The 17,551-nt window shown below is 62.7% G+C and carries 15 protein-coding genes; 12 read left to right on the top strand and 3 right to left on the bottom strand.

Annotation, left to right across the window (positions count from 1 at the left end):
* The first annotated feature begins 80 nt into the window (after positions 1-80).
* The 3 genes from ABH915_RS14185 to ABH915_RS14175 all read left to right on the top strand — a co-directional run bounded on the left by ABH915_RS14185 (position 81) and on the right by ABH915_RS14175 (position 4,790).
* Entirely contained in the window at positions 81-1,946 is a 1,866-nt protein-coding gene (locus ABH915_RS14185) for an ATP-dependent endonuclease (protein ID WP_370122406.1), read from the top strand.
* Positions 1,924-3,696: a UvrD-helicase domain-containing protein gene (locus ABH915_RS14180; RefSeq protein ID WP_370122403.1), complete on the top strand. Its 1,773-nt coding sequence runs from the start codon at positions 1,924-1,926 to the stop codon at positions 3,694-3,696. Before ABH915_RS14185 ends, ABH915_RS14180 begins: the two co-directional genes overlap by 23 nt.
* A gap of 74 nt (positions 3,697-3,770) precedes the next feature.
* Positions 3,771-4,790, top strand: a complete 1,020-nt coding sequence (locus ABH915_RS14175) for a hypothetical protein (RefSeq protein ID WP_370122400.1) — start codon at positions 3,771-3,773, stop codon at positions 4,788-4,790.
* A gap of 84 nt (positions 4,791-4,874) precedes the next feature.
* On the opposite strand, the gene ABH915_RS14170 is transcribed toward ABH915_RS14175, so the two are convergent.
* Together ABH915_RS14170 and ABH915_RS14165 are read right to left on the bottom strand one after the other, a co-directional pair.
* On the bottom strand, positions 4,875-6,017 hold the full coding sequence (locus ABH915_RS14170; RefSeq protein WP_370122397.1) for a hypothetical protein: 1,143 nt from the start codon (positions 6,015-6,017) through the stop codon (positions 4,875-4,877).
* A gap of 173 nt (positions 6,018-6,190) precedes the next feature.
* The gene (locus tag ABH915_RS14165) at positions 6,191-6,703 is read right to left on the bottom strand and encodes a hypothetical protein (protein ID WP_370122394.1); all 513 of its coding nucleotides are present in this window, start codon (positions 6,701-6,703) and stop codon (positions 6,191-6,193) included.
* A 137-nt stretch (positions 6,704-6,840) separates the two neighbouring features.
* Between ABH915_RS14165 and ABH915_RS14160 the strand changes: the two genes are divergently transcribed.
* From ABH915_RS14160 to ABH915_RS14130, 7 genes are all read left to right on the top strand, one after another.
* Positions 6,841-7,662: an amino acid ABC transporter substrate-binding protein gene (locus tag ABH915_RS14160; protein ID WP_026537135.1), complete on the top strand. Its 822-nt coding sequence runs from the start codon at positions 6,841-6,843 to the stop codon at positions 7,660-7,662.
* A 36-nt stretch (positions 7,663-7,698) separates the two neighbouring features.
* On the top strand, positions 7,699-8,364 hold the full coding sequence (locus ABH915_RS14155) for an amino acid ABC transporter permease (RefSeq protein WP_370122391.1): 666 nt from the start codon (positions 7,699-7,701) through the stop codon (positions 8,362-8,364).
* Positions 8,351-9,148 (top strand): amino acid ABC transporter ATP-binding protein, encoded by a 798-nt coding sequence (locus ABH915_RS14150; protein WP_018773343.1) that lies wholly within the window; start codon positions 8,351-8,353, stop codon positions 9,146-9,148. Before ABH915_RS14155 ends, ABH915_RS14150 begins: the two co-directional genes overlap by 14 nt.
* A 69-nt stretch (positions 9,149-9,217) precedes the next feature.
* Positions 9,218-9,577 carry a zinc ribbon domain-containing protein YjdM gene (locus tag ABH915_RS14145; protein WP_018773342.1) on the top strand — a complete coding sequence of 120 codons (360 nt, stop codon included), beginning with the start codon at positions 9,218-9,220 and terminating at the stop codon, positions 9,575-9,577.
* 14 nt (positions 9,578-9,591) lie between these two features.
* Positions 9,592-10,722, top strand: a complete 1,131-nt coding sequence (locus tag ABH915_RS14140; RefSeq protein ID WP_370122387.1) for an NAD(P)-binding domain-containing protein — start codon at positions 9,592-9,594, stop codon at positions 10,720-10,722.
* A gap of 137 nt (positions 10,723-10,859) precedes the next feature.
* Positions 10,860-12,005: a class I SAM-dependent methyltransferase gene (locus tag ABH915_RS14135; protein ID WP_370122384.1), complete on the top strand. Its 1,146-nt coding sequence runs from the start codon at positions 10,860-10,862 to the stop codon at positions 12,003-12,005.
* A 155-nt stretch (positions 12,006-12,160) separates the two neighbouring features.
* Entirely contained in the window at positions 12,161-13,363 is a 1,203-nt protein-coding gene (locus ABH915_RS14130) for an ROK family transcriptional regulator (RefSeq protein WP_370122381.1), read from the top strand.
* Positions 13,364-13,381: 18 nt separating this feature from the next.
* Here ABH915_RS14130 and ABH915_RS14125 read toward each other — a convergent pair whose 3' ends face one another.
* Complete coding sequence (locus tag ABH915_RS14125) at positions 13,382-13,579, bottom strand: hypothetical protein (RefSeq protein ID WP_018773338.1); 198 nt, start codon at positions 13,577-13,579, stop codon at positions 13,382-13,384.
* A 430-nt stretch (positions 13,580-14,009) separates the two neighbouring features.
* On the opposite strand from ABH915_RS14125, the gene ABH915_RS14120 reads away from it, so the two are divergent.
* Together ABH915_RS14120 and metE are read left to right on the top strand one after the other, a co-directional pair.
* Positions 14,010-14,996, top strand: a complete 987-nt coding sequence (locus tag ABH915_RS14120) for a methylenetetrahydrofolate reductase (RefSeq protein WP_370122378.1) — start codon at positions 14,010-14,012, stop codon at positions 14,994-14,996.
* Between the two features lie 48 nt (positions 14,997-15,044).
* A complete protein-coding gene (gene metE, locus ABH915_RS14115; protein ID WP_370122375.1) occupies positions 15,045-17,378 on the top strand; it encodes a 5-methyltetrahydropteroyltriglutamate--homocysteine S-methyltransferase in 2,334 nt (777 codons plus the stop codon).
* The last annotated feature ends 173 nt before the right edge of the window (positions 17,379-17,551 follow it).

Below are 17,551 nucleotides of genomic sequence, written 5' to 3'. Positions count from 1 at the left end.
GCATAAGTAGAAAACACGATAATAGCTGACGTCTTCAATGGCGTATGTCATAATACGTACAAATAATCAGGGGATATGAAGTGCGTCTGTCGAGTCTAAAAATGTCAAACTTTCGTTCGTGTATTGAAACCGATCTTAGTTTGACTGGTGATCTAACAGTACTCGTCGGTGAGAACGGCAGTGGAAAAAGCAATCTTATTGATGCTATTCGCCTGTCGACGGCCTCGGCACTTGAACATAAATCCTTATGGTTTGATCCAGAACGAGACAGGAGCTATAGCTCAGTTAAGTCGGCGCCTATCGAAATTCAGCAGTCTTTTACAGAACTGAGCGCGCAGCAAGAAGCTATCTATATGGCTCAACTTGTTGATGATGACGAGACGCTGACCTATACCCTAAATCTCGCCACGGGTGCTGATTTGCCGAAGCGTGCTCGAGCCTCATACAGCGTGGGAAAAGCGAAACTAGCTGATGCTGAACCCGAAAATAGGGAACGTATAGCGCATGTCTATCTGCCGCCACTCCGGGATGCCGGACGCGAATTGGGTTCTGGGGACGGGACACGATTAGCTGAAGTTCTCCGAGTTTTGTCTGGTAGCAAGACTGACGATTTCGAGTTGAACGCTAATCTGCTGATCTCGCAAGTAGCCGATCTGCAGCTTGCTAAGGACGTCAAGGCAGCACTCCAGACTGAGCTTGAGAAGGTGACACATCCCGCCAGAGGCTACAAAGTTCATATGAACGGCCGGCAGCAAGAGCTACGGCGGCTGGCCGGTCTGATGCGATTGATGATGTCCGAAGCTGGCATTAGCGCCGCCGACATTAGCTCCACAGGTCTTGGTTACGCGAACCTTCTGTACATCGCGGTCATCGTGCTCCAGCTGGAGAAGGCTCGCGAGTTCGATCTGACGCTTCTCCTCGTTGAGGAACCAGAGGCCCATCTTCACCCTCAGTTGCAGACACTTCTGCTTTCGTATCTCCGTGACCGCGCCAAGGAGAGCCGTGACAAAGAAGTTGCTGGTTCGCTGGAGCCGGCCGGTCGCATCCAAGTGATCGTGTCGACACACTCACCGAACCTCGCGAGCTCGATCTCAACTCGCGAAATTGTCGCCGTCTCGCGTCAGCCAATCAAAGAGGGTTCACCTACATGGGGAACGAAAACGAGACCCCTATCAGACGCTGGATTGGGGGACTCAGCGCAGAGGAAGATAGACAGATACCTGAATGTCACTCGTTCGTCACTGGTGTTTGCTCGGCAAGTAATCCTCGTTGAAGGTATTGCGGACGCGCTTGTTTTGCCGGCACTTGCCAAGCACGTAGTACTTGAGGGCTTGACTAGAGAGTTGAGGCAGTTTGAGACCGTCTCAATTATTGCTATTGATGGGGTTGACTTTGAGCCCTACTTGAGGCTTCTTCTTGGTGGTGCGTTCGAGCTGGTCGACAGGGTCGTGGTCGTAACCGACGGTGACATCACGGATGACACGACGCCCGGCTTGGACCGAAAGACGGCCTACTTGGCAGCCTTCCCGGAAGCGGCTGCCAAAGGAGTACTTCACGTGTGCCATGGCGAATATACGTTGGAGGCGGACCTCTTTGGGCCAGTCGAAAACGATGCGCTGTTGAAGCAGATATATCTCGAGCTCCACTCGCGGTCGGTAGCAAAGTGGGATGCAGTTGTGAGTGCGGCCGGTGATAACGCCAAAGAGCGAGCGAGGTGTTTCCGTCAGGCTATGAGAGATGGTGAGCTTGATATTGGCAAGGGTGATTTTTCTCAACTAGTAGCCGAAGCTCTTGACACCGAAGAGCGACCTGACGGTGAGCGATCCGCCTTTGTTGTCCCGGCATATCTTCGCTCGGCCATCGATGCTGTTTTGCTGTCAACTGAGTCGATCCCTTCAGTTGTCGACATACTCGCTTCGGGAAATGTTGACGAACATGGCCGATGACGATCTGTCCGATGAGCAGCTAGGGGCACTTGCGGATAGCGTAGCGCTAATTGAGGCCTGTCCGGGAGCGGGAAAGACTCGAACGGTGGTGAGTCGATACCGACAACGCATCCATGGCGCCACGAGCGGCGTGGCTCTTCTATCTTTTACCAACGCAGCTATCGATGAGGCCACAGTTCGATGCTTGGACTATCCGCAGCTACTAAGGGCTCCAAATTTTATTGGCACATTTGATACATTCGTTCATAGATACATCGTCACTCCGGAACTGACTAAAAGTCTGGGCTCAGTGCCTAATTATCTTCAATCGTGGGATGATCTTGCCTTCGAGAACACGATTCGCCACAAGTATTATCCTCGAGGCTCCGGGATCAAGTTGTCTAGCTTTGTTTATGACAAGGATGGAGAAGTTACTCTGGACCCTGAACGTCTGTCGTGGGATGAGGGGATCTATTACCATTCCACCCTGCCAAGTGCGCAAGCGAGGAACGAGCTGACAGAGAAGGGTATTGCGACGATACGGCGCAAGATAGCCCTCGGCACTCTTGACAGTGATTCAGCGCGACGTAAAACGCTGGACATACTCAGAGGACAAAGGGGCCTGAAGCGCTTGGCTAAGCTATCGATGCGATTCCACGAGGTCATCGTTGACGAGTTCCAAGATTGTGCTGAGACTGAACATGAAATACTCACACTCCTGAAGTCTGCTGGAGTCAATATTGTTGCTGTGGCCGACCCCGATCAGGCGATCTATGAGTTCCGCAACGCAAGCCCACGAGTCTATCAAGCATTCAAGGATGAACTGTCCATTGAACAGCTTGTGCGGTTTACGACTAACTATCGGTCTAGTCCGGCCATCTGCTCTTTCGTTTCAGAATTGCGACACGACAAGTCGTCCCCGGTGAATCCTCGCGATCCATTCGATGCAGTAGCTCCGGGTGCGATCTATATTCTTGGTGGAGCCACTGATAAATTGGGCGCTAGATTCTGTGAAATTGCAGAGGAGTGGAAAATTGGTCCCGAGCAACGTATCGCGCTTGCTCATAGGACGAGCCATGCGCGCAAGTTGGGCATCGGGGTCCGAGATGAGCCAAGCGGAGACGCCACTGCCAAACACCTGCTAGTCGGTATCGCCACGCTTCGCCAGAAGAAGAGCCCGGCGGTTCGCAAGAAGGCCATAGATTCTCTGGAAAGGCTCATCCTTGGACAGTTTGATTGGGGCGACGACGCAGACCGGTGGGGTCGGCAGGAAAAGTTCGAGGCACTAGGGAAGAGTCCGGTGTGGCTCAAGATTCTGATCGGCGACCTGGTTAAGAGCAGCGAAGCCTGGACTGAAGCCGGTCATGTCATGCCCTCGGTTAAGGGGATATTTGCCGCTCACTTTGAGGGAGCCGCCGTTGAATTGCGATCAGGGCTTGGCAATAGATTCAAGAAGCCTGCTGATCCTCTGTGGCGGTACTGGCTTCACGCCGTGGAGAGTTCCTCAACCGGGGGTTCGCAGCTGCAATGGTCAACAATTCATGCTTCAAAGGGCCGGGAATACGACGCAGTACTGCTGAGTGTTCCGGATGATGACGTCATCGGAGACTGGCTTCGGAGTAGGAACACCGAAGCGAGACGTGTGTTCTACGTGGGTGCTAGTCGTGCCCGCTCTGTTCTAGTGCTAGCTGTTGCGCCAAATCGTCTGGAGACGATGAAGCGGGTACTTCTTGAGCGCGGAATATCAGTTGTGGCAGAGGCTGTCCTCTAGATGAATAGCCGCAAGATGGTTATCGATAGTGCAATGAGGGCGGACGCTGTTTTGTGGGGTGCGTTATCAGTGCCTTGACACGGCCCGAGTTGGCCGAGGTGGCTCATACGGTGTCTTTTTGCCTGGGTAGCTACTTCTCGCTCTTTATGCACGAAGGTTATGCGCGTTTGCCGGAGGTCGCTCCTCACCTGAGTGCGCCTCTGTCACCACTGGCGCAGAGTGTAACTGCCCGATCGCGGCATAGCCTGAAGTTCTTCGAAGACACTCTTCGGGGGATAGAAGGGCAGATTTCCTACTTTGAAGACGAGATTTTTCCTGCACATGCACAGCGGTTCTATGGCAATACATGGTTGCCACTTGCGCGTCGCTGGGAAAAGGATCTCGGTTTCTACCGTTACGCTGGCCGGCTCGTGTCGACGACGCATGCGGCGACGTTCGGCCTGGGGCTTGACCCGAAGACGATGTTTAATAAGAACGCAGGTCCGGAGCTCGTTCGAATCATGACCGAGTACGGCCAGTACTTTGGAGCACTTGCCGCCACACTCGATGCCAAGGCCAGTTCGTTCCTGGATGTTGTTGATGTGTCACAGTTCGGCAATTTGGGTGACGATGTTCGCAGTGAACGCCATTACAAGCGAGTCTTCAACGGTGAGGCGACGCCGAGTATCAACGCTCTAATGAGGGTGTTCCAGGCCAGTATGAATTTCGTTGACGTCCTCGTGCCATCAAGTCTGGAATACAGTCTCTTCAAGATCCGCTTCCTCACGGTCTACCAAGTGCTGCGCAGCCTGGGGATGTTGCGGACGGAACGTGCCTCTGAATTGAGTGCCGAATCCCTGGCGGCTATCGCAGGAATCGTCGATGCCGCCGAAGCTCAGCTGATTGTCGATCCGTCAACTAAGCCGTTTCGCAATACGCTCATGCACTATGGTCCGGATAACCGTATCGACCTATCGCTAGTCGACAAAGACGATCTCATCGGCAGCTTGGTGCCGCTCTGCTATGGCGGTCTGACTGCGGCGGACTTCGCCGTAAAGCTGGACGCCTGTATCGCGCACACGGCTGCTGGGCTGAACACCTGGGCACAGAGCTGACTACGACAGGAGATACTCAAGACCGCGGATCGGAACTCCCTGCTGACCTTAGGTCTGCCGAACCCGTCGGGAACGAATTTTGAGCTAGTACAGCGTGATTAGTTCCAAGGTGTTTGACGAGGGAAAGTACTTGAGTGCAGCCAGAAAGCGGCGCGGGACACCGTTTTCGTCGGGGAACTCCACCTGGACGTTGAGCTTCATCGTGTCTAATTCCGGAGTGGGAACGCCCTCCCGCAGGCCTTCCTGAAACGCCAGATTGAAGACTAAATTGTTGGCTAGTTTGCTCATGATGGCTCCCTCGAGGGCAGCCTTGTCTAGGTGGGTGAGGCCAGCCATTTGGAGTGACGATCCATGGCCGCGATGCAGGTATTCGAACCTGCTGTCCGTCATCGTCAGGTTCATTCCCGACAGCGGCTGGCTACTCCCTCCAAGAACTTTAAGGGCGATCGAGCTGTCGTCGTCGGCCCATTCGGGAACTCCGTTGTCGAATCGATGGCTAAGCAACATTCCGTATAGATCTTCGTCCACTCCGAAGCTCGTGAAGCCGAACTCTCCCAGTGGATACCCGGGCAGGTTGGCGTTTCCGTCGTCATCCTGGGCGGTTATGATCACATCGCCGGCTCGAACCCCAAACTGCGGCAGTAGCAAAGCGGCCTTGAGGGGATTCCAGCAGGAGCAGTCGACGTAGCCGAGATATGCCTGACTGTCAGTCAGGAAGCTTTCATGGAGGTCCTGAAGATGCTTCTTCGACAGGTTAGTTAAATAGACGACGTAGTACTGCTCCGTTGATGTCCGGGGGAAGTCCCGCTCTCGCACGAGAAACTCTTCGAGTGTCTTCCACAGGAAGTCCGTCGGGAGGTTGAGGATATCTCCAAGCCGGATGGAGGTTTTTGCGGGCCCAACTTTTCGGAGGGCCGGAAGCCAAGCATGCGAGATGTCAAGTCCGTACCACGCGTTCGTGATAGCACTCCAGTCAAAGAGGAATGCGGCCTCACGCTTTTCTCGGTTGGTAATGAGCGCCTTCTCTAGGCTTTTATACGCTATGTCGCCAGATGCGAGATCGGTCACGAGTCGGTGGTGCATTATTCGAATTAGCTTCTGAACCTCACCTGACGACAGGTCGAGCGCCGCGGACATGGACTGCAGCCCCACGTGATCGTACGCATTTAGCGTATGGATCTTGAAAGGCTGTTCTAGAAGTTTGTCGACAGTAAGCGCGTCTGGCATGTCCTTATAATGACACAGGTCTCACTATTGAGAATCCGTTTGGTTCTGATTCATAGAGCCTTTGGCGAAACAACCCTCAACAACTTTAAGACTGTAATCGAGCGGATCAACGCTACGAAGAAGACGTAGGTCGCTCTGAAGGTCCAGGTACTCACGCCTGTTGAGTGGCGAGGTTAGAGCAGATGCTCATACGAACTCCGCATCACTACGCCCCGCTCAACCAACCGTGACCGCACCGTATGAGCAGTTACGACCATCCGCGTGCCGATCGTCGCCAGCGAATCGCCCTGCTCATAGAGCCGGACCACTTCGGTGATCTGTTGCTCGTTTAGTCCAACTGGGCGTGGTGCAATGCCATGTCGACGTAGGTGCTTACTGACACTGCCACGATGGATACCGTAGGTCTTCGCTAGCTCTGCAACTGGCACACCACCCAAATAGGCTGCTGCCATCTCCGCCGTCTGCTCAGCGCTCAGCTGGGTGAAGCGGCGGGGGATAGGCCGTTCTTTCCGCACCGTCTTGGGCCTGGCCTGGATCTTGTTTAGAAGGGAACGAATCTTGACGAACCCGCCGCTTTGTTTCGAATAGGCATGTAGGACGCCCACCAGAAAGGGAATCACCGCGAGCGGTGGTTCCCTTTTTCGTGCCCCGCACTGGCGCTTGCCTTCAGATGTTGCGTCCGTCAAGACCGTCTCATGACCCGACGTCATAAACTGTCATTTAGGCTCTCCACCCTGAGCGGGACCTTGCTATCGTCGCTAGGAGACGGCCGCCATGCGGCTTAGCTGGAAGGCCATTTCCGGCTCCACGACTAAGGAACATCATGAAGCGCACACGACTTTCCGTTATCGGCCTCATTGCTGCCGCAGGACTCGCCCTGGCAGGCTGCGGGTCGGCGTCCACCACCCCGGCCAGCTCAGCGCCGGCAGCGGGTGCGGACACCTCCCTCAGCGACGTGAAAAGCGCAGGCGTGCTCAAGGTCGGCACGGAAGGCACCTACAAGCCCTTCACGTTCCACGCCAACGGCAGCGGTGAGCTGACGGGCTACGACGTCGAGATCATCAACGCCGTTGCCGGGAAGCTGGGCGTCAAACCGGCCTTCCAGGAGACGCAGTTCGACGCCATCTTCGCCGGCCTCGACGCCAAGCGGTTCGACGTCGTCGCGAACCAGGTTTCCATCACCGATGAGCGCAAGGCGAAGTATGACTTCTCCACCCCCTATACGGTGAGCACCGGCGTCGTCGTCACCAAATCGGACAACGACAGCATCCACTCCTTTGAGGACCTCAATGGCAAGACCACGGCGCAGTCCCTGACGAGCAACTGGTACAAGCTGGCACAGCAGAGCGGCGCGAACGTCGAGGCCGTCGAGGGCTGGGCGCAGGCGATCACACTGCTCAAGCAGGGCCGCGTCGATGCCACCATCAACGACAAGCTGACGTACCTGGACTACCAGAAGACCGACCACGACACCGGCATCAAGATTGCTGCCGAGACCACTGACAAGTCGCTGAGCGCGTTCGCCCTGCGCAAGGGATCGACCAGCCTGACCGACGCCATCAACAAGGCCCTCGGCGAGCTGGCGGCCGACGGCACCCTGACGAAGATCTCCCAGAAGTACTTCGACGCCGACGTCTCGAAGTAGCCCTGTGCACGCCGCAGAGAAACGCCGCGTCCGGGCATGAGCATCAACTGGGAACTCGTGTGGTCATCGCTGGGCCCCCTCCTGACGGGTGCGATCTTCGGCACCATCCCCCTGGCGCTGGCATCCTTCAGCCTGGGCCTCCTGCTGGCGCTGGTGGTGGCCCTCATGCGGCTGAGCCGCAACCGCCTGGTTTCCGCGGTGGCGCGGACCTACATCTCCGTCATCCGCGGAACCCCGCTCCTGGTCCAGCTGTTCGTCATTTTCTACGGGCTGCCTTCCGTGGGAATCACCATCAGCCCCTGGCCCAGCGCCATCATCGCGTTCTCCCTGAACGTCGGCGGCTATGCCGCAGAGGTCATCCGGGCGGCCATCCTGTCCGTTCCGAAGGGCCAGTGGGAGGCCGGCCACACCATCGGAATGTTGCGCCGGCAGACGCTCGTGCGGATCATCCTGCCGCAGGCCGCCCGGGTCTCGGTTCCGCCACTGTCCAACACCTTCATCAGCCTGGTCAAGGACACCTCGCTGGCGTCGCTGATCCTCGTCACCGAACTGTTCCGCGTGGCGCAGCAGGTGGCAGCCTTCAGCCAGGAGTTCATGCTGCTGTATCTGGAAGCAGCCGTGATCTACTGGATCATCTGCCTCGTTCTCGCCAGCGGACAGTCCGCCCTGGAGAAGAGATTGGACCGCTATGTCGCCCACTGAACCGCAACCCTCCGATGTTCCTGTCCCGGACGAGCCGCTCCTGACCGTCACGGGCCTGCGCAAGGCGTTCGGCCAGCACGAAGTGCTCAAATCCATCGACCTTGAAGTCCGCCGCGGCGAAGTGGTCACGTTGATCGGGCCGTCCGGGTCAGGAAAGACGACAGTCCTGCGCTGCCTGAACGGCCTCGAAGTGCCCGACGCCGGCGTCGCCGAATTCGCGGGGCAACTGACCGTGGACTTTGCCACGCCGGTGGCGAAGAAGCAGGTGCTCGCCCTGCGGGACCGCAGCGCCATGGTGTTCCAGCACTACAACCTCTTCCCGCACAAGACCGTCCTGGAGAACGTGATCGAGGGCCCGGTCCAGGTGCAGAAGCGGCCCAAGGCGGAGGCGATCCAGGAGGCCAGGGACCTGTTGGCCCGGGTCGGCCTGACCGGCAAGGAAAACAGCTACCCCTTCGAGCTCTCCGGCGGCCAGCAGCAGCGCGTCGGCATTGTGCGTGCCCTCGCCCTGCGCCCGCAACTGCTGCTCTTCGACGAGCCCACCTCTGCGCTGGACCCCGAGCTCGTGGGCGAGGTCCTGGCCGTCATCAAGGAACTCGCCGACGAAGGCTGGACCATGGTTGTGGTCACCCACGAGCTCGCGTTCGCCCGTCAGGTAGCCGACGAGGTCATCTTCATGGACGGCGGCGTGGTGGTCGAACGCGGCCACCCGGACACCGTGCTGCGGGACCCGCGGGAGGAACGCACGCGGCAGTTCGTGGACCGCCTGCTGAACCCGTTCTGAGGTGACCGGCCGCGGCTAGAAATAGGCCGCCAGCACGGGCGGGCACAAGCGCCGACTAAACTTGGTCGGGTGAACGACTCCCTGCCCCCGTGCCCCGAATGCTCCAGCGAATACACCTACGAAATGGGGGCACTCCTCGTCTGCCCGGAGTGCGCGCACGAATGGTCCGCGTCCGCGGAGACTGACGCAGAAGCCGACGCCCCAGCGGCCGCCGTCATCAAGGACGCGGTAGGCAACGTCCTCGCCGACGGCGACACCGTCACCGTGGTCAAGGACCTGAAAATCAAGGGAAGCTCCACCGTCATCAAGGTCGGCACCAAGGTCCGCGGCATCCGCCTGGTCAACGGTGTCGGCGACCACGACATCGACTGCAAGGTGGACGGCGTGGGCCCCATGCAGCTCAAGTCCAGCGTCGTCAAGAAGATCTGACCGGGAACGCGACCGTGACCGCTGAGACGGTGCGGGCGGCCGACGTCGTCGTGGTCGGCGCCGGCCAGGCGGGACTTTCGGCGGCCTACCACCTTCAGCGCCGCGGCTTCGTCCCGGCCGCCGCTGACCCGGCCGACCCGGACGCGGCCGGCCCGGCACCCGCCGGGACCTACATCGTGCTCGACGCCGAGGACGGGCCCGGCGGGGCCTGGCGGCACCGGTGGAAGAGCCTGCTCATGGCCACGGTGAACGGCATCAGCGCCCTCCCGGGAATCCCGCAGCCCGACGTGGACCCCGCCGAGGCCAGCTCCAGTTTCCTCACCCGCTATTTCGGCGGGTACGAACACGACCTCGGCCTCGCGATCGAGCGGCCGGTGAAGGTGCAATCGGTGAGCCGGGAGGACGATGATCCGGCCGGGCGGCTGAGCATCACAACTTCCCGCGGACGGTTCTCGGCCCGCGCCCTCATCAACGCAACCGGCACCTGGACCCGGCCGTTCTGGCCCATCTATCCGGGCAGGGCCAGCTTCCGGGGCCGGCAGCTGCACGTCGCCGACTACGTGTCCGCCGACGAATTCCGCGGGCAGCATGTCATCGTGGTCGGCGGCGGGATCTCGGCCGTCGGGCTGCTCGATGAGATCTCCAAGGTCACCACCACCACCTGGTTCACGCGCCGGGTACCGGTCTGGCGCGAGGCCGCCTTCGACCGGCAGGCCGGCCACGACGCCGTCGCCCTGGTCGAGGAGCGGGTGCGCCAGGGCCTGCCGCCGCAGAGCGTCGTCTCCGTGACGGGCCTGATCTGGACTCCGGCCCTGCGCGCCGCCGCCGCGCGCGGCGTCCTGGACCGGCACCCCATGTTCACCGCGATCGAACCCGACGGGGTCCGGCTGGCCGACGGCAGCTTCCTCGCCGCCGGGGTCATCCTGTGGGCCACGGGATTCCGGGCCGAACTCGAACACCTCGCCCCGCTGCACTTGCGCGGACCCGGCGGCGGCATCGCGATGGACGGCACCCAGGTCGCCGCCGAGCCCCGGGTCCACCTCGTCGGCTACGGGCCCTCTTCGTCCACAATCGGCGCCAACCGGGCCGGCCGGGCCGCCGTCGCCGGAATCGTCACCCTGCTGGCCCGGTCCGGTATAACTTAAAGCAACGCGGGGTCACTTACGGCCCATCCCGGAGTGCAGGACGGACCGTAAGTGACCCCGCGTTGAAGTGCAGTGCCGAAGTTCCAAAAACACCCGGCTAAATTCCCACCCTGAGAAGAAACGGCGGCACAACGCGCGTGGCGGACAACAGCTTCGAATCCCTCTTTGCCCGGCTGCGTAGATTCCCGGATGTGGAGGCCGACAACCTGCAGGCCTGGGACGCCACGGACAGGCTCCTGCTGGACTCTGTACTTGAGATGCGCGCGGCCGGCCTGCTGCCGCTCGGCGGCCGGCTCGCGGTGGTGGGGGACCGGTACGGTGCCCTGACCCTCGGCGCCCTGACACTCGGGGTGGAGGCCGTGCGGGTCCAGCAGGACCTCATCACCGGTGAACGGGCGCTGCGGGCGAACGCCGAGGCCCTAGGCATCGACGGCGGCTTCGAGCACCTCCCGTTGGGCGCCGAACTGCTGGAGGGAGCCTCCCTGGTCTTGCTGCAGTTGCCGCGGTCCCTGGCGGAACTTGAGGAGATCGCCGACGCCGTGGCCCGCTACGCGGCGCCCGAGGTGGTACTGGTCGCGGGCGGACGCGTCAAACACATGAGCCTGGGCATGAACGCCGTTCTGGGCCGCTACTTCGGCGACGTCCAGCCCCAGCTGGCGCGGCAGAAATCACGGCTCCTGCTGGCCCGGAGCCCCAAGCCGGTCCCGGCAGCGCTGCCCTTCCCGGTCACTGAGGTCAACGACGGACTGGGGCTCACGGTCTGCGCCCGGGGCGCCGTCTTCGCCGGAACCGGGCTGGATATCGGGACCAGGTTCCTGCTGGACTTCCTGCCCCGGATGCCGCACGCCACCCATGCCGTTGACCTTGGCTGCGGCACCGGAATCCTCGCCGCGATGTACGCCCGCGCCAACCCCGGTGCCCGCGTCACCGCCACCGACCGGTCCGCCGCCGCCGTCGACTCAGCATTGGCCACCTCCCGGGCGAACGGCCTGGACGGACGGATCGACGTGCTCCGGGACGACGCCATGAGCTCCCTCCCGGACGCCAGCGCTGACCTGGTCCTGCTCAACCCGCCCTTCCACCTGGAAGCGGCGGTCCACTCCGGCGCGGGGATCAAGCTGATCGAAGCGGCCGGCAGGGTGCTCGCCCCGGGCGGGGAGCTCTGGACCGTGTTCAACAGCCACCTGCACTACCGGCCGGCCCTGGAACGGCTGATCGGGCCCACACGCGAGGCCGGCAGGAATCCAAAATTCACCGTCACGGCCAGCACCCGGCGGCCTTGACGAAAGAAACTTTGTGTCGGTAAAGCGCAAGTGTGGGCGCACGCCTGCCCGTAACGTACGATTCTGACAACTGCTGTGCGTGGCCAAAACGTTTAGAGGTATCAGTGACCGAGTTCCGGCAACCCTCGCCGAGGCGAGGGACCAACCTACCGAAGATGGGCGACTTCAACCTCACGGTCATCTTGGACGCCATCCGCCGCACGCCGGGCGGGCTGAGCCGGGTGGAACTCGCCCAGATTGTCGGACTCTCGCCGCAGACCATCTCCAACATTTCCCGCCGCCTGCTGGACCAGCACCTGATCGTCGAGGCAGGCAAGGAAGGCACAGGGCCGGGCAAGCCCAGGACCATGCTCCGGCTGAATCCGTCAGGGATGTATGCCGTGGGCGTCCACCTGGACCCGGCTGTCCTCACGTTCGTCGTGCTGGACCTGCTCGGCGCCGTCGTCCGGCACTCACGGATCACCACCCCGCCCGGCACCGACCCCAGGGCTGTCATCGAAACCATTGCGGGCGAAATCAAGAGGCTCATCCTGGACTCCGGGGTGGACCCGGACCGGATCGCCGGGCTCGGGGTTGCGTCGCCGGGCCCCATCGACCTCAACGAGGGCGCCGTCGTGGACCCGCCGCTGCTGCCGGGCTGGGACCACGTGGGGCTGCGGGATGCCCTCGCGGAAGCCACGGGCCTGTCCACGCTCATGGACAAGGACGTCACCAGCGCAGCCGTGGCAGAAACCTGGGCCGGCGGCCCCAGCGGCGAGGGCAGCTTTGTCTTCATGTATATGGGGACCGGGATCGGATGCGGGATCGTCCTCAATGACGAAGTCGTCCGCGGGACCTCGGGCAACGCCGGGGAAATCGGACACATCGTCGTCGACCCGGGCGGCGCCCTCTGCGACTGCGGGCAGCACGGTTGCGTGAAGTCCTCCGCCATCCCGCAGGTCCTCGTGGCGCAGGCCGAGGCGGCCGGGATATTGGATGGTTCACTCCAGGACAGGAGCGCACCGGCAGTTCAGGAACGGTTCGCCGAGTTGTGCGCGATCGCCGACGCCGGCAACGAGGAAGCCAAGGAGATCATTCGAGGGTCCGCAGTGCTCGTGGCCCGTGCGGTGTCGGTCGTCACCAACGCCCTGGACGTGGACCGGGTAGTGTTCGGCGGCCCGTTCTGGACATGCCTCTCAGCGGCCTACCTCGAGCTGGTCCCCGGACTCGTCGAGGCGAACAGTGCCACCCGGAGGATCCATGGGATCGAAGTCGTGGGCACAGGGGTAGGCGAGGACGTCGGCGCCGTCGGAGCGGCCTGCCTGGTGCTCGAACACACACTGGCCCCGCGCTCCCAGCGGCTGCTCCTGGGGGACTAGGCAGGGGCTGACCGGACGTCAGTCGATGTCTTCAACCACCGTCCCATACGGGATGGTGTCATCCAGATGCGCCTGGTGCCCATGCGGAAGCACGAGAATCCGGACCCCGTGCAACCTCTCTGCGGCCGACTGCATGAGGACTGGCCGGACGGTGTTGATGAAGCTCTCGCTCTTGCCGGCGAGGTACTGCTGGTAGCTGGCTGGAAGCTGAATCATGGCAACAGGATAGTCCTGCCCGGGTGCGTTGGGGAGAGCGGGCCGCGCGGGGCGAAAACGGCGCCTTCGGCGAACATTATTCTGCCCGGCACCGCAAACGGCCGTAAAGGTGCGTCTTAATTCGGGCGCCGACTTGAAGGGCCCCCCGGCCGGGTCTTAGAGTTCTATACAAGTTACCTCAGTAACGTGTCAGCGATCCTCCGCTGAAAGCTGCCCCCGGGCGGCCCAGGAGGGTGTGGGTGCCCCCATGTGGGCCTGACATTTGCTCACGGACAACTTCGTATCAGGCGTAACAGTCGCGGCTGCGCCCTGCTGAAGTTCCCTCCGTGTTCCCCAAACTCAATTCACTGACGACGGAGTTTCCGTTTCTGGTTCCGGTCCTCCGGGATTCCGGATCTCCCGGCGGCAGTGTTCAAAGCCAAGGACGCAAATGTCACCTCCAAGCCTTATCGATACCCATCCCAATCTTGCCGGCGCGGCCCCTGTTGCGCTGTCCTACGAGCTGTTCCCGCCGCGGTCGCCCGCAGCCGCCGAATCCCTTTGGACCACCATCGGCGAACTGGAAGCCACGGACCCGGACTACGTGTCCGTGACGTACGGGTCCAACGGCTCCAACCGCAGCACCGCCGTCGATCTCGTCAACCGGCTCGTGCAGGAAACGACGTTGCGGCCCCTGGCCCACCTGACCTGCGTGGGGAATTCCCCGCAGGAGCTGGCGGAGATCATCGGCGAACTGCTCGACGTCGGCGTCCGCGGCATCCTCGCCCTCCGCGGCGACCGGCCCAAAGACGGAGAAACCCCGCCGCCGGGATCGCTCCGGTACGCCCAGGACCTGATCGAGCTCATCCGCCGCGTGGAGCAGCGCCGCTCGGCACTGCTGTGCGCCGGCAGGGTCGCGGTCGGCGTCGCCGCCTACCCGACCCGGCACCCGGAATCCCCGAGTGAGGCGCACGACGTCGAGGTCCTGCTGGCCAAGCAGCGCTCCGGCGCCGACTTCGCCATCACCCAGGTCTTCTTCCACACCGAACAGTACGCCGACCTCCTGGCGCGGGCCCGCCGGGCCGGGGTGACCATCCCGATCATTCCCGGGGTCATGCCGCTGACCAGCCTCCGGCGGCTCGCCCGGCTCGGCGAACTGACCGGCGTGGAACCGGCCCCGGAACTCATCGAACGCCTCGCGGCTGCCGATACCGACGCCGAGCGGACCCGGATCGGGGTCAGCGCCACCGTTGATCTCGCCAACGCAGCCCTGGACGCCGGAGCCCCCGGCATCCACCTCTACACGTTCAATGAGCACGCCGCGGCCCTGGACGTGCTGGACAAGCTCGCCCTGCCCCGCCCGCACCGCGGCAACCGGCACGGCGCCGGCCGCATCAGCGCATCCCGGGGCGCCGCCAGCGGCCAGCTCGCCAGCTAGGCACAACAACTTCCCTCCGTACAGAACCACCAACACCAAGGACTTCCCATGACTGAACTTCCCATCACCCCCTTCCCGTCCGCCTCGATCCTCGGCTACCCCCGCATCGGCCGCCGCCGCGAACTCAAGAAGGCCGTCGAGGCCTACTGGGCCGGCAAGATCGACGCCGCAGCCCTGGACGCTGCCGCCAAGGAAATCCAGCTCGGCACCGCCAAGCGCCTCCAAGGCCTGGGCCTGACCGAAGCCGCAGCCGTCCCCGGCACCTTCTCCTACTACGACCAGGTGCTCGACGCCGCCGCCCACCTCGGCGCCGTGCCGGCCCGCTTCGGGAACCTCCTCAACGCGCAGGGCCAGCTCGACATCGACGGCTACTTCACCCTGGCCCGCGGCAACAAGGACCAGCAGCCGCTGGAAATGACCAAGTGGTTCGACACCAACTACCACTACCTCGTGCCGGAAATCGGTCCGGAGACCAACTTTGCGCTGACCTCGAACCGGATCGTCGAGGAATTCGAGTACGCCCTCGCCAACGGCGTCGAGACCCGCCCGTACATCGTCGGCCCGGTCACGTTCCTGCTGCTGAGCAAGGCCTCCGACGACGCCCCGGCCGGCTTCAGCCCGTTGTCCCGCCTGGAGGACGTCCTCCCGGTCTACACGGCGCTGCTTCAGAAGCTCGCCGCCGCCGGCGCCAGCTGGGTCCAGCTCGACGAGCCCGCCCTCGTGGTGGACCAGGACACCCCGGCCGTGGAAATCCAGGCCGCCGTCGCCCGCTCCTACGAGGCCCTGGCCGCCGCGGCCCAGCGCCCGCAGCTCTTCGTCTCCACCCCGTACGGCGCACTTAACGGCCAGCTCGGCACCCTTGCAGCCACCGGCATCGACGCCCTGCACCTGGACGTCTTCAAGGGCGAGGTCCCGTCCGCCGCGGCCCTGGCCGCGCTGGGCAACAAGACCCTCGTCGCCGGCGTCGTGGACGGCCACAACATCTGGCGCAACGATCTCGCCGCCTCCGCGAAGAAGATCGCCGAGCTGAAGACGTCGGTGGCCAAGCTGGCCATCAGCACCTCCACCTCCACCCAGCACGTCCCGCACGACGTCGACGAGGAAGTCCAGCTCTCCGAGCAGCTGCGCAGCTGGCTGGCCTTCGCCGACCAGAAGGCCGTTGAAGTCGTCACCCTCGCCGGCCTGCTGACCGACGAAGCAGCCGTCCAGCCCGCCATCGACGAGGCCACCCGCGTCATCGCCTCCCGCGCCGAGGCCGAAGGCGTCCGCCGCGGCGACGTCCGGGCCCGCACCGCCGCCCTGACCGGCGCCGACTTCAACCGCTCCGCCTACGCCGTCCGCGAGGCAGCCCAGGAGAAGGCGCTGCACCTGCCGCCGCTGCCCACCACCACCATCGGCTCCTTCCCGCAGACCGCGGAAATCCGCACCGCCCGGGCCCGCGCCAACCGCGGCGACCTCACCACGGAGCAGTATGAGCAGCTCATGAAGGACGAGATCAAGCGCGTCGTTCAGCTGCAGGAAGAGCTCGGCTTCGACGTCCTGGTCCACGGCGAGCCCGAGCGCAACGACATGGTCCAGTACTTCGCCGAGAACCTCGAAGGCTTCGACGTCACCGTCCACGGCTGGGTCCAGTCCTACGGCTCGCGCTGCACCCGCCCGTCCATCCTGTGGGGCGATGTCACTCGCAGCGCCCCGATCACGGTGAAGTGGGCCGAGTACGCGCAGTCCCTGACCAGCAAGCCGATGAAGGGCATGCTCACCGGCCCGGTCACCATCCTCGCCTGGTCCTTCGTCCGCGATGACCAGCCGCTCGGCGAGACCGCCAACCAGGTGGCACTGGCCCTCCGCGACGAGATCGCCGACCTCGAGGCGGCCGGCATCAAGGTCATCCAGGTGGACGAGCCGGCGCTCCGCGAGCTCCTGCCGCTGCGCAAGTCCGACCAGGCCGCGTACCTGGACTGGTCCGTGAAGTCCTTCCGGCTCGCCACCGCCGGCGCCGCGGACGCAACCCAGGTCCACACGCACCTGTGCTACTCCGAGTTCGGCGCCATCATCGACGCGATCGACGGGCTCGACGCCGACGTCACCTCGATCGAGGCCGCCCGCTCCCGCATGGAGGTCGTCCACGACCTCGAGTCCCACGGCTTCGGCCGCGGCGTGGGCCCGGGCGTCTACGACATCCACTCGCCCCGCGTCCCGGGCGAGCAGGAAGTCACCGAACTGCTCAGCACCGCCGTCAAGCATGTCCCGTCCCGCCAGCTCTGGGTCAACCCGGACTGCGGCCTGAAGACGCGCGGCTACGCCGAGACTGAAGAGTCCCTGCGCAACCTGGTCACCGCCACCAGGACGGTCCGCGCCGAGTTGCTCTCAGCCGCCAAGTAACACAGGCCACCCAGTAGGCAGCGGCCAAATAGTGGAACCCCTTTAGTGGGGGCCGCTAAATAGGCAGCCGCCAAGGAGTCCGCTCCACGCACAAACGACGCCGGCCGGTCACCTTCCCAAGGTGGCCGGCCGGCGTCGTACGTTCTTAATCATCGATTGCTGAGCAGCCGCCG

Origin of the sequence: Arthrobacter sp. MW3 TE3886 (assembly GCF_041262145.1) — a bacterium.
Classification (GTDB): Bacteria; Actinomycetota; Actinomycetes; order Actinomycetales; family Micrococcaceae; genus Arthrobacter.
Note: the sequence above shows the minus strand (reverse complement) of the source record. Positions and strands in the feature narration are given on the sequence as shown.

What these genes read in the sequence shown, in the direction of transcription:
- ABH915_RS14155 (WP_370122391.1), top strand. Translation starts at nt 7,699, where the DNA reads ATGAGCATCAACTGGGAACTCGTGTGGTCATCGCTGGGCCCCCTCCTG.
- ABH915_RS14120 (WP_370122378.1), top strand. Translation starts at nt 14,010, where the DNA reads ATGTCACCTCCAAGCCTTATCGATACCCATCCCAATCTTGCCGGCGCG.
- ABH915_RS14125 (WP_018773338.1), bottom strand. Translation starts at nt 13,579, where the DNA reads ATGATTCAGCTTCCAGCCAGCTACCAGCAGTACCTCGCCGGCAAGAGC.
- ABH915_RS14130 (WP_370122381.1), top strand. Translation starts at nt 12,161, where the DNA reads ATGGGCGACTTCAACCTCACGGTCATCTTGGACGCCATCCGCCGCACG.
- ABH915_RS14150 (WP_018773343.1), top strand. Translation starts at nt 8,351, where the DNA reads ATGTCGCCCACTGAACCGCAACCCTCCGATGTTCCTGTCCCGGACGAG.
- ABH915_RS14170 (WP_370122397.1), bottom strand. Translation starts at nt 6,017, where the DNA reads ATGCCAGACGCGCTTACTGTCGACAAACTTCTAGAACAGCCTTTCAAG.
- ABH915_RS14180 (WP_370122403.1), top strand. Translation starts at nt 1,924, where the DNA reads ATGTTGACGAACATGGCCGATGACGATCTGTCCGATGAGCAGCTAGGG.
- metE (WP_370122375.1), top strand. Translation starts at nt 15,045, where the DNA reads ATGACTGAACTTCCCATCACCCCCTTCCCGTCCGCCTCGATCCTCGGC.
- ABH915_RS14160 (WP_026537135.1), top strand. Translation starts at nt 6,841, where the DNA reads ATGAAGCGCACACGACTTTCCGTTATCGGCCTCATTGCTGCCGCAGGA.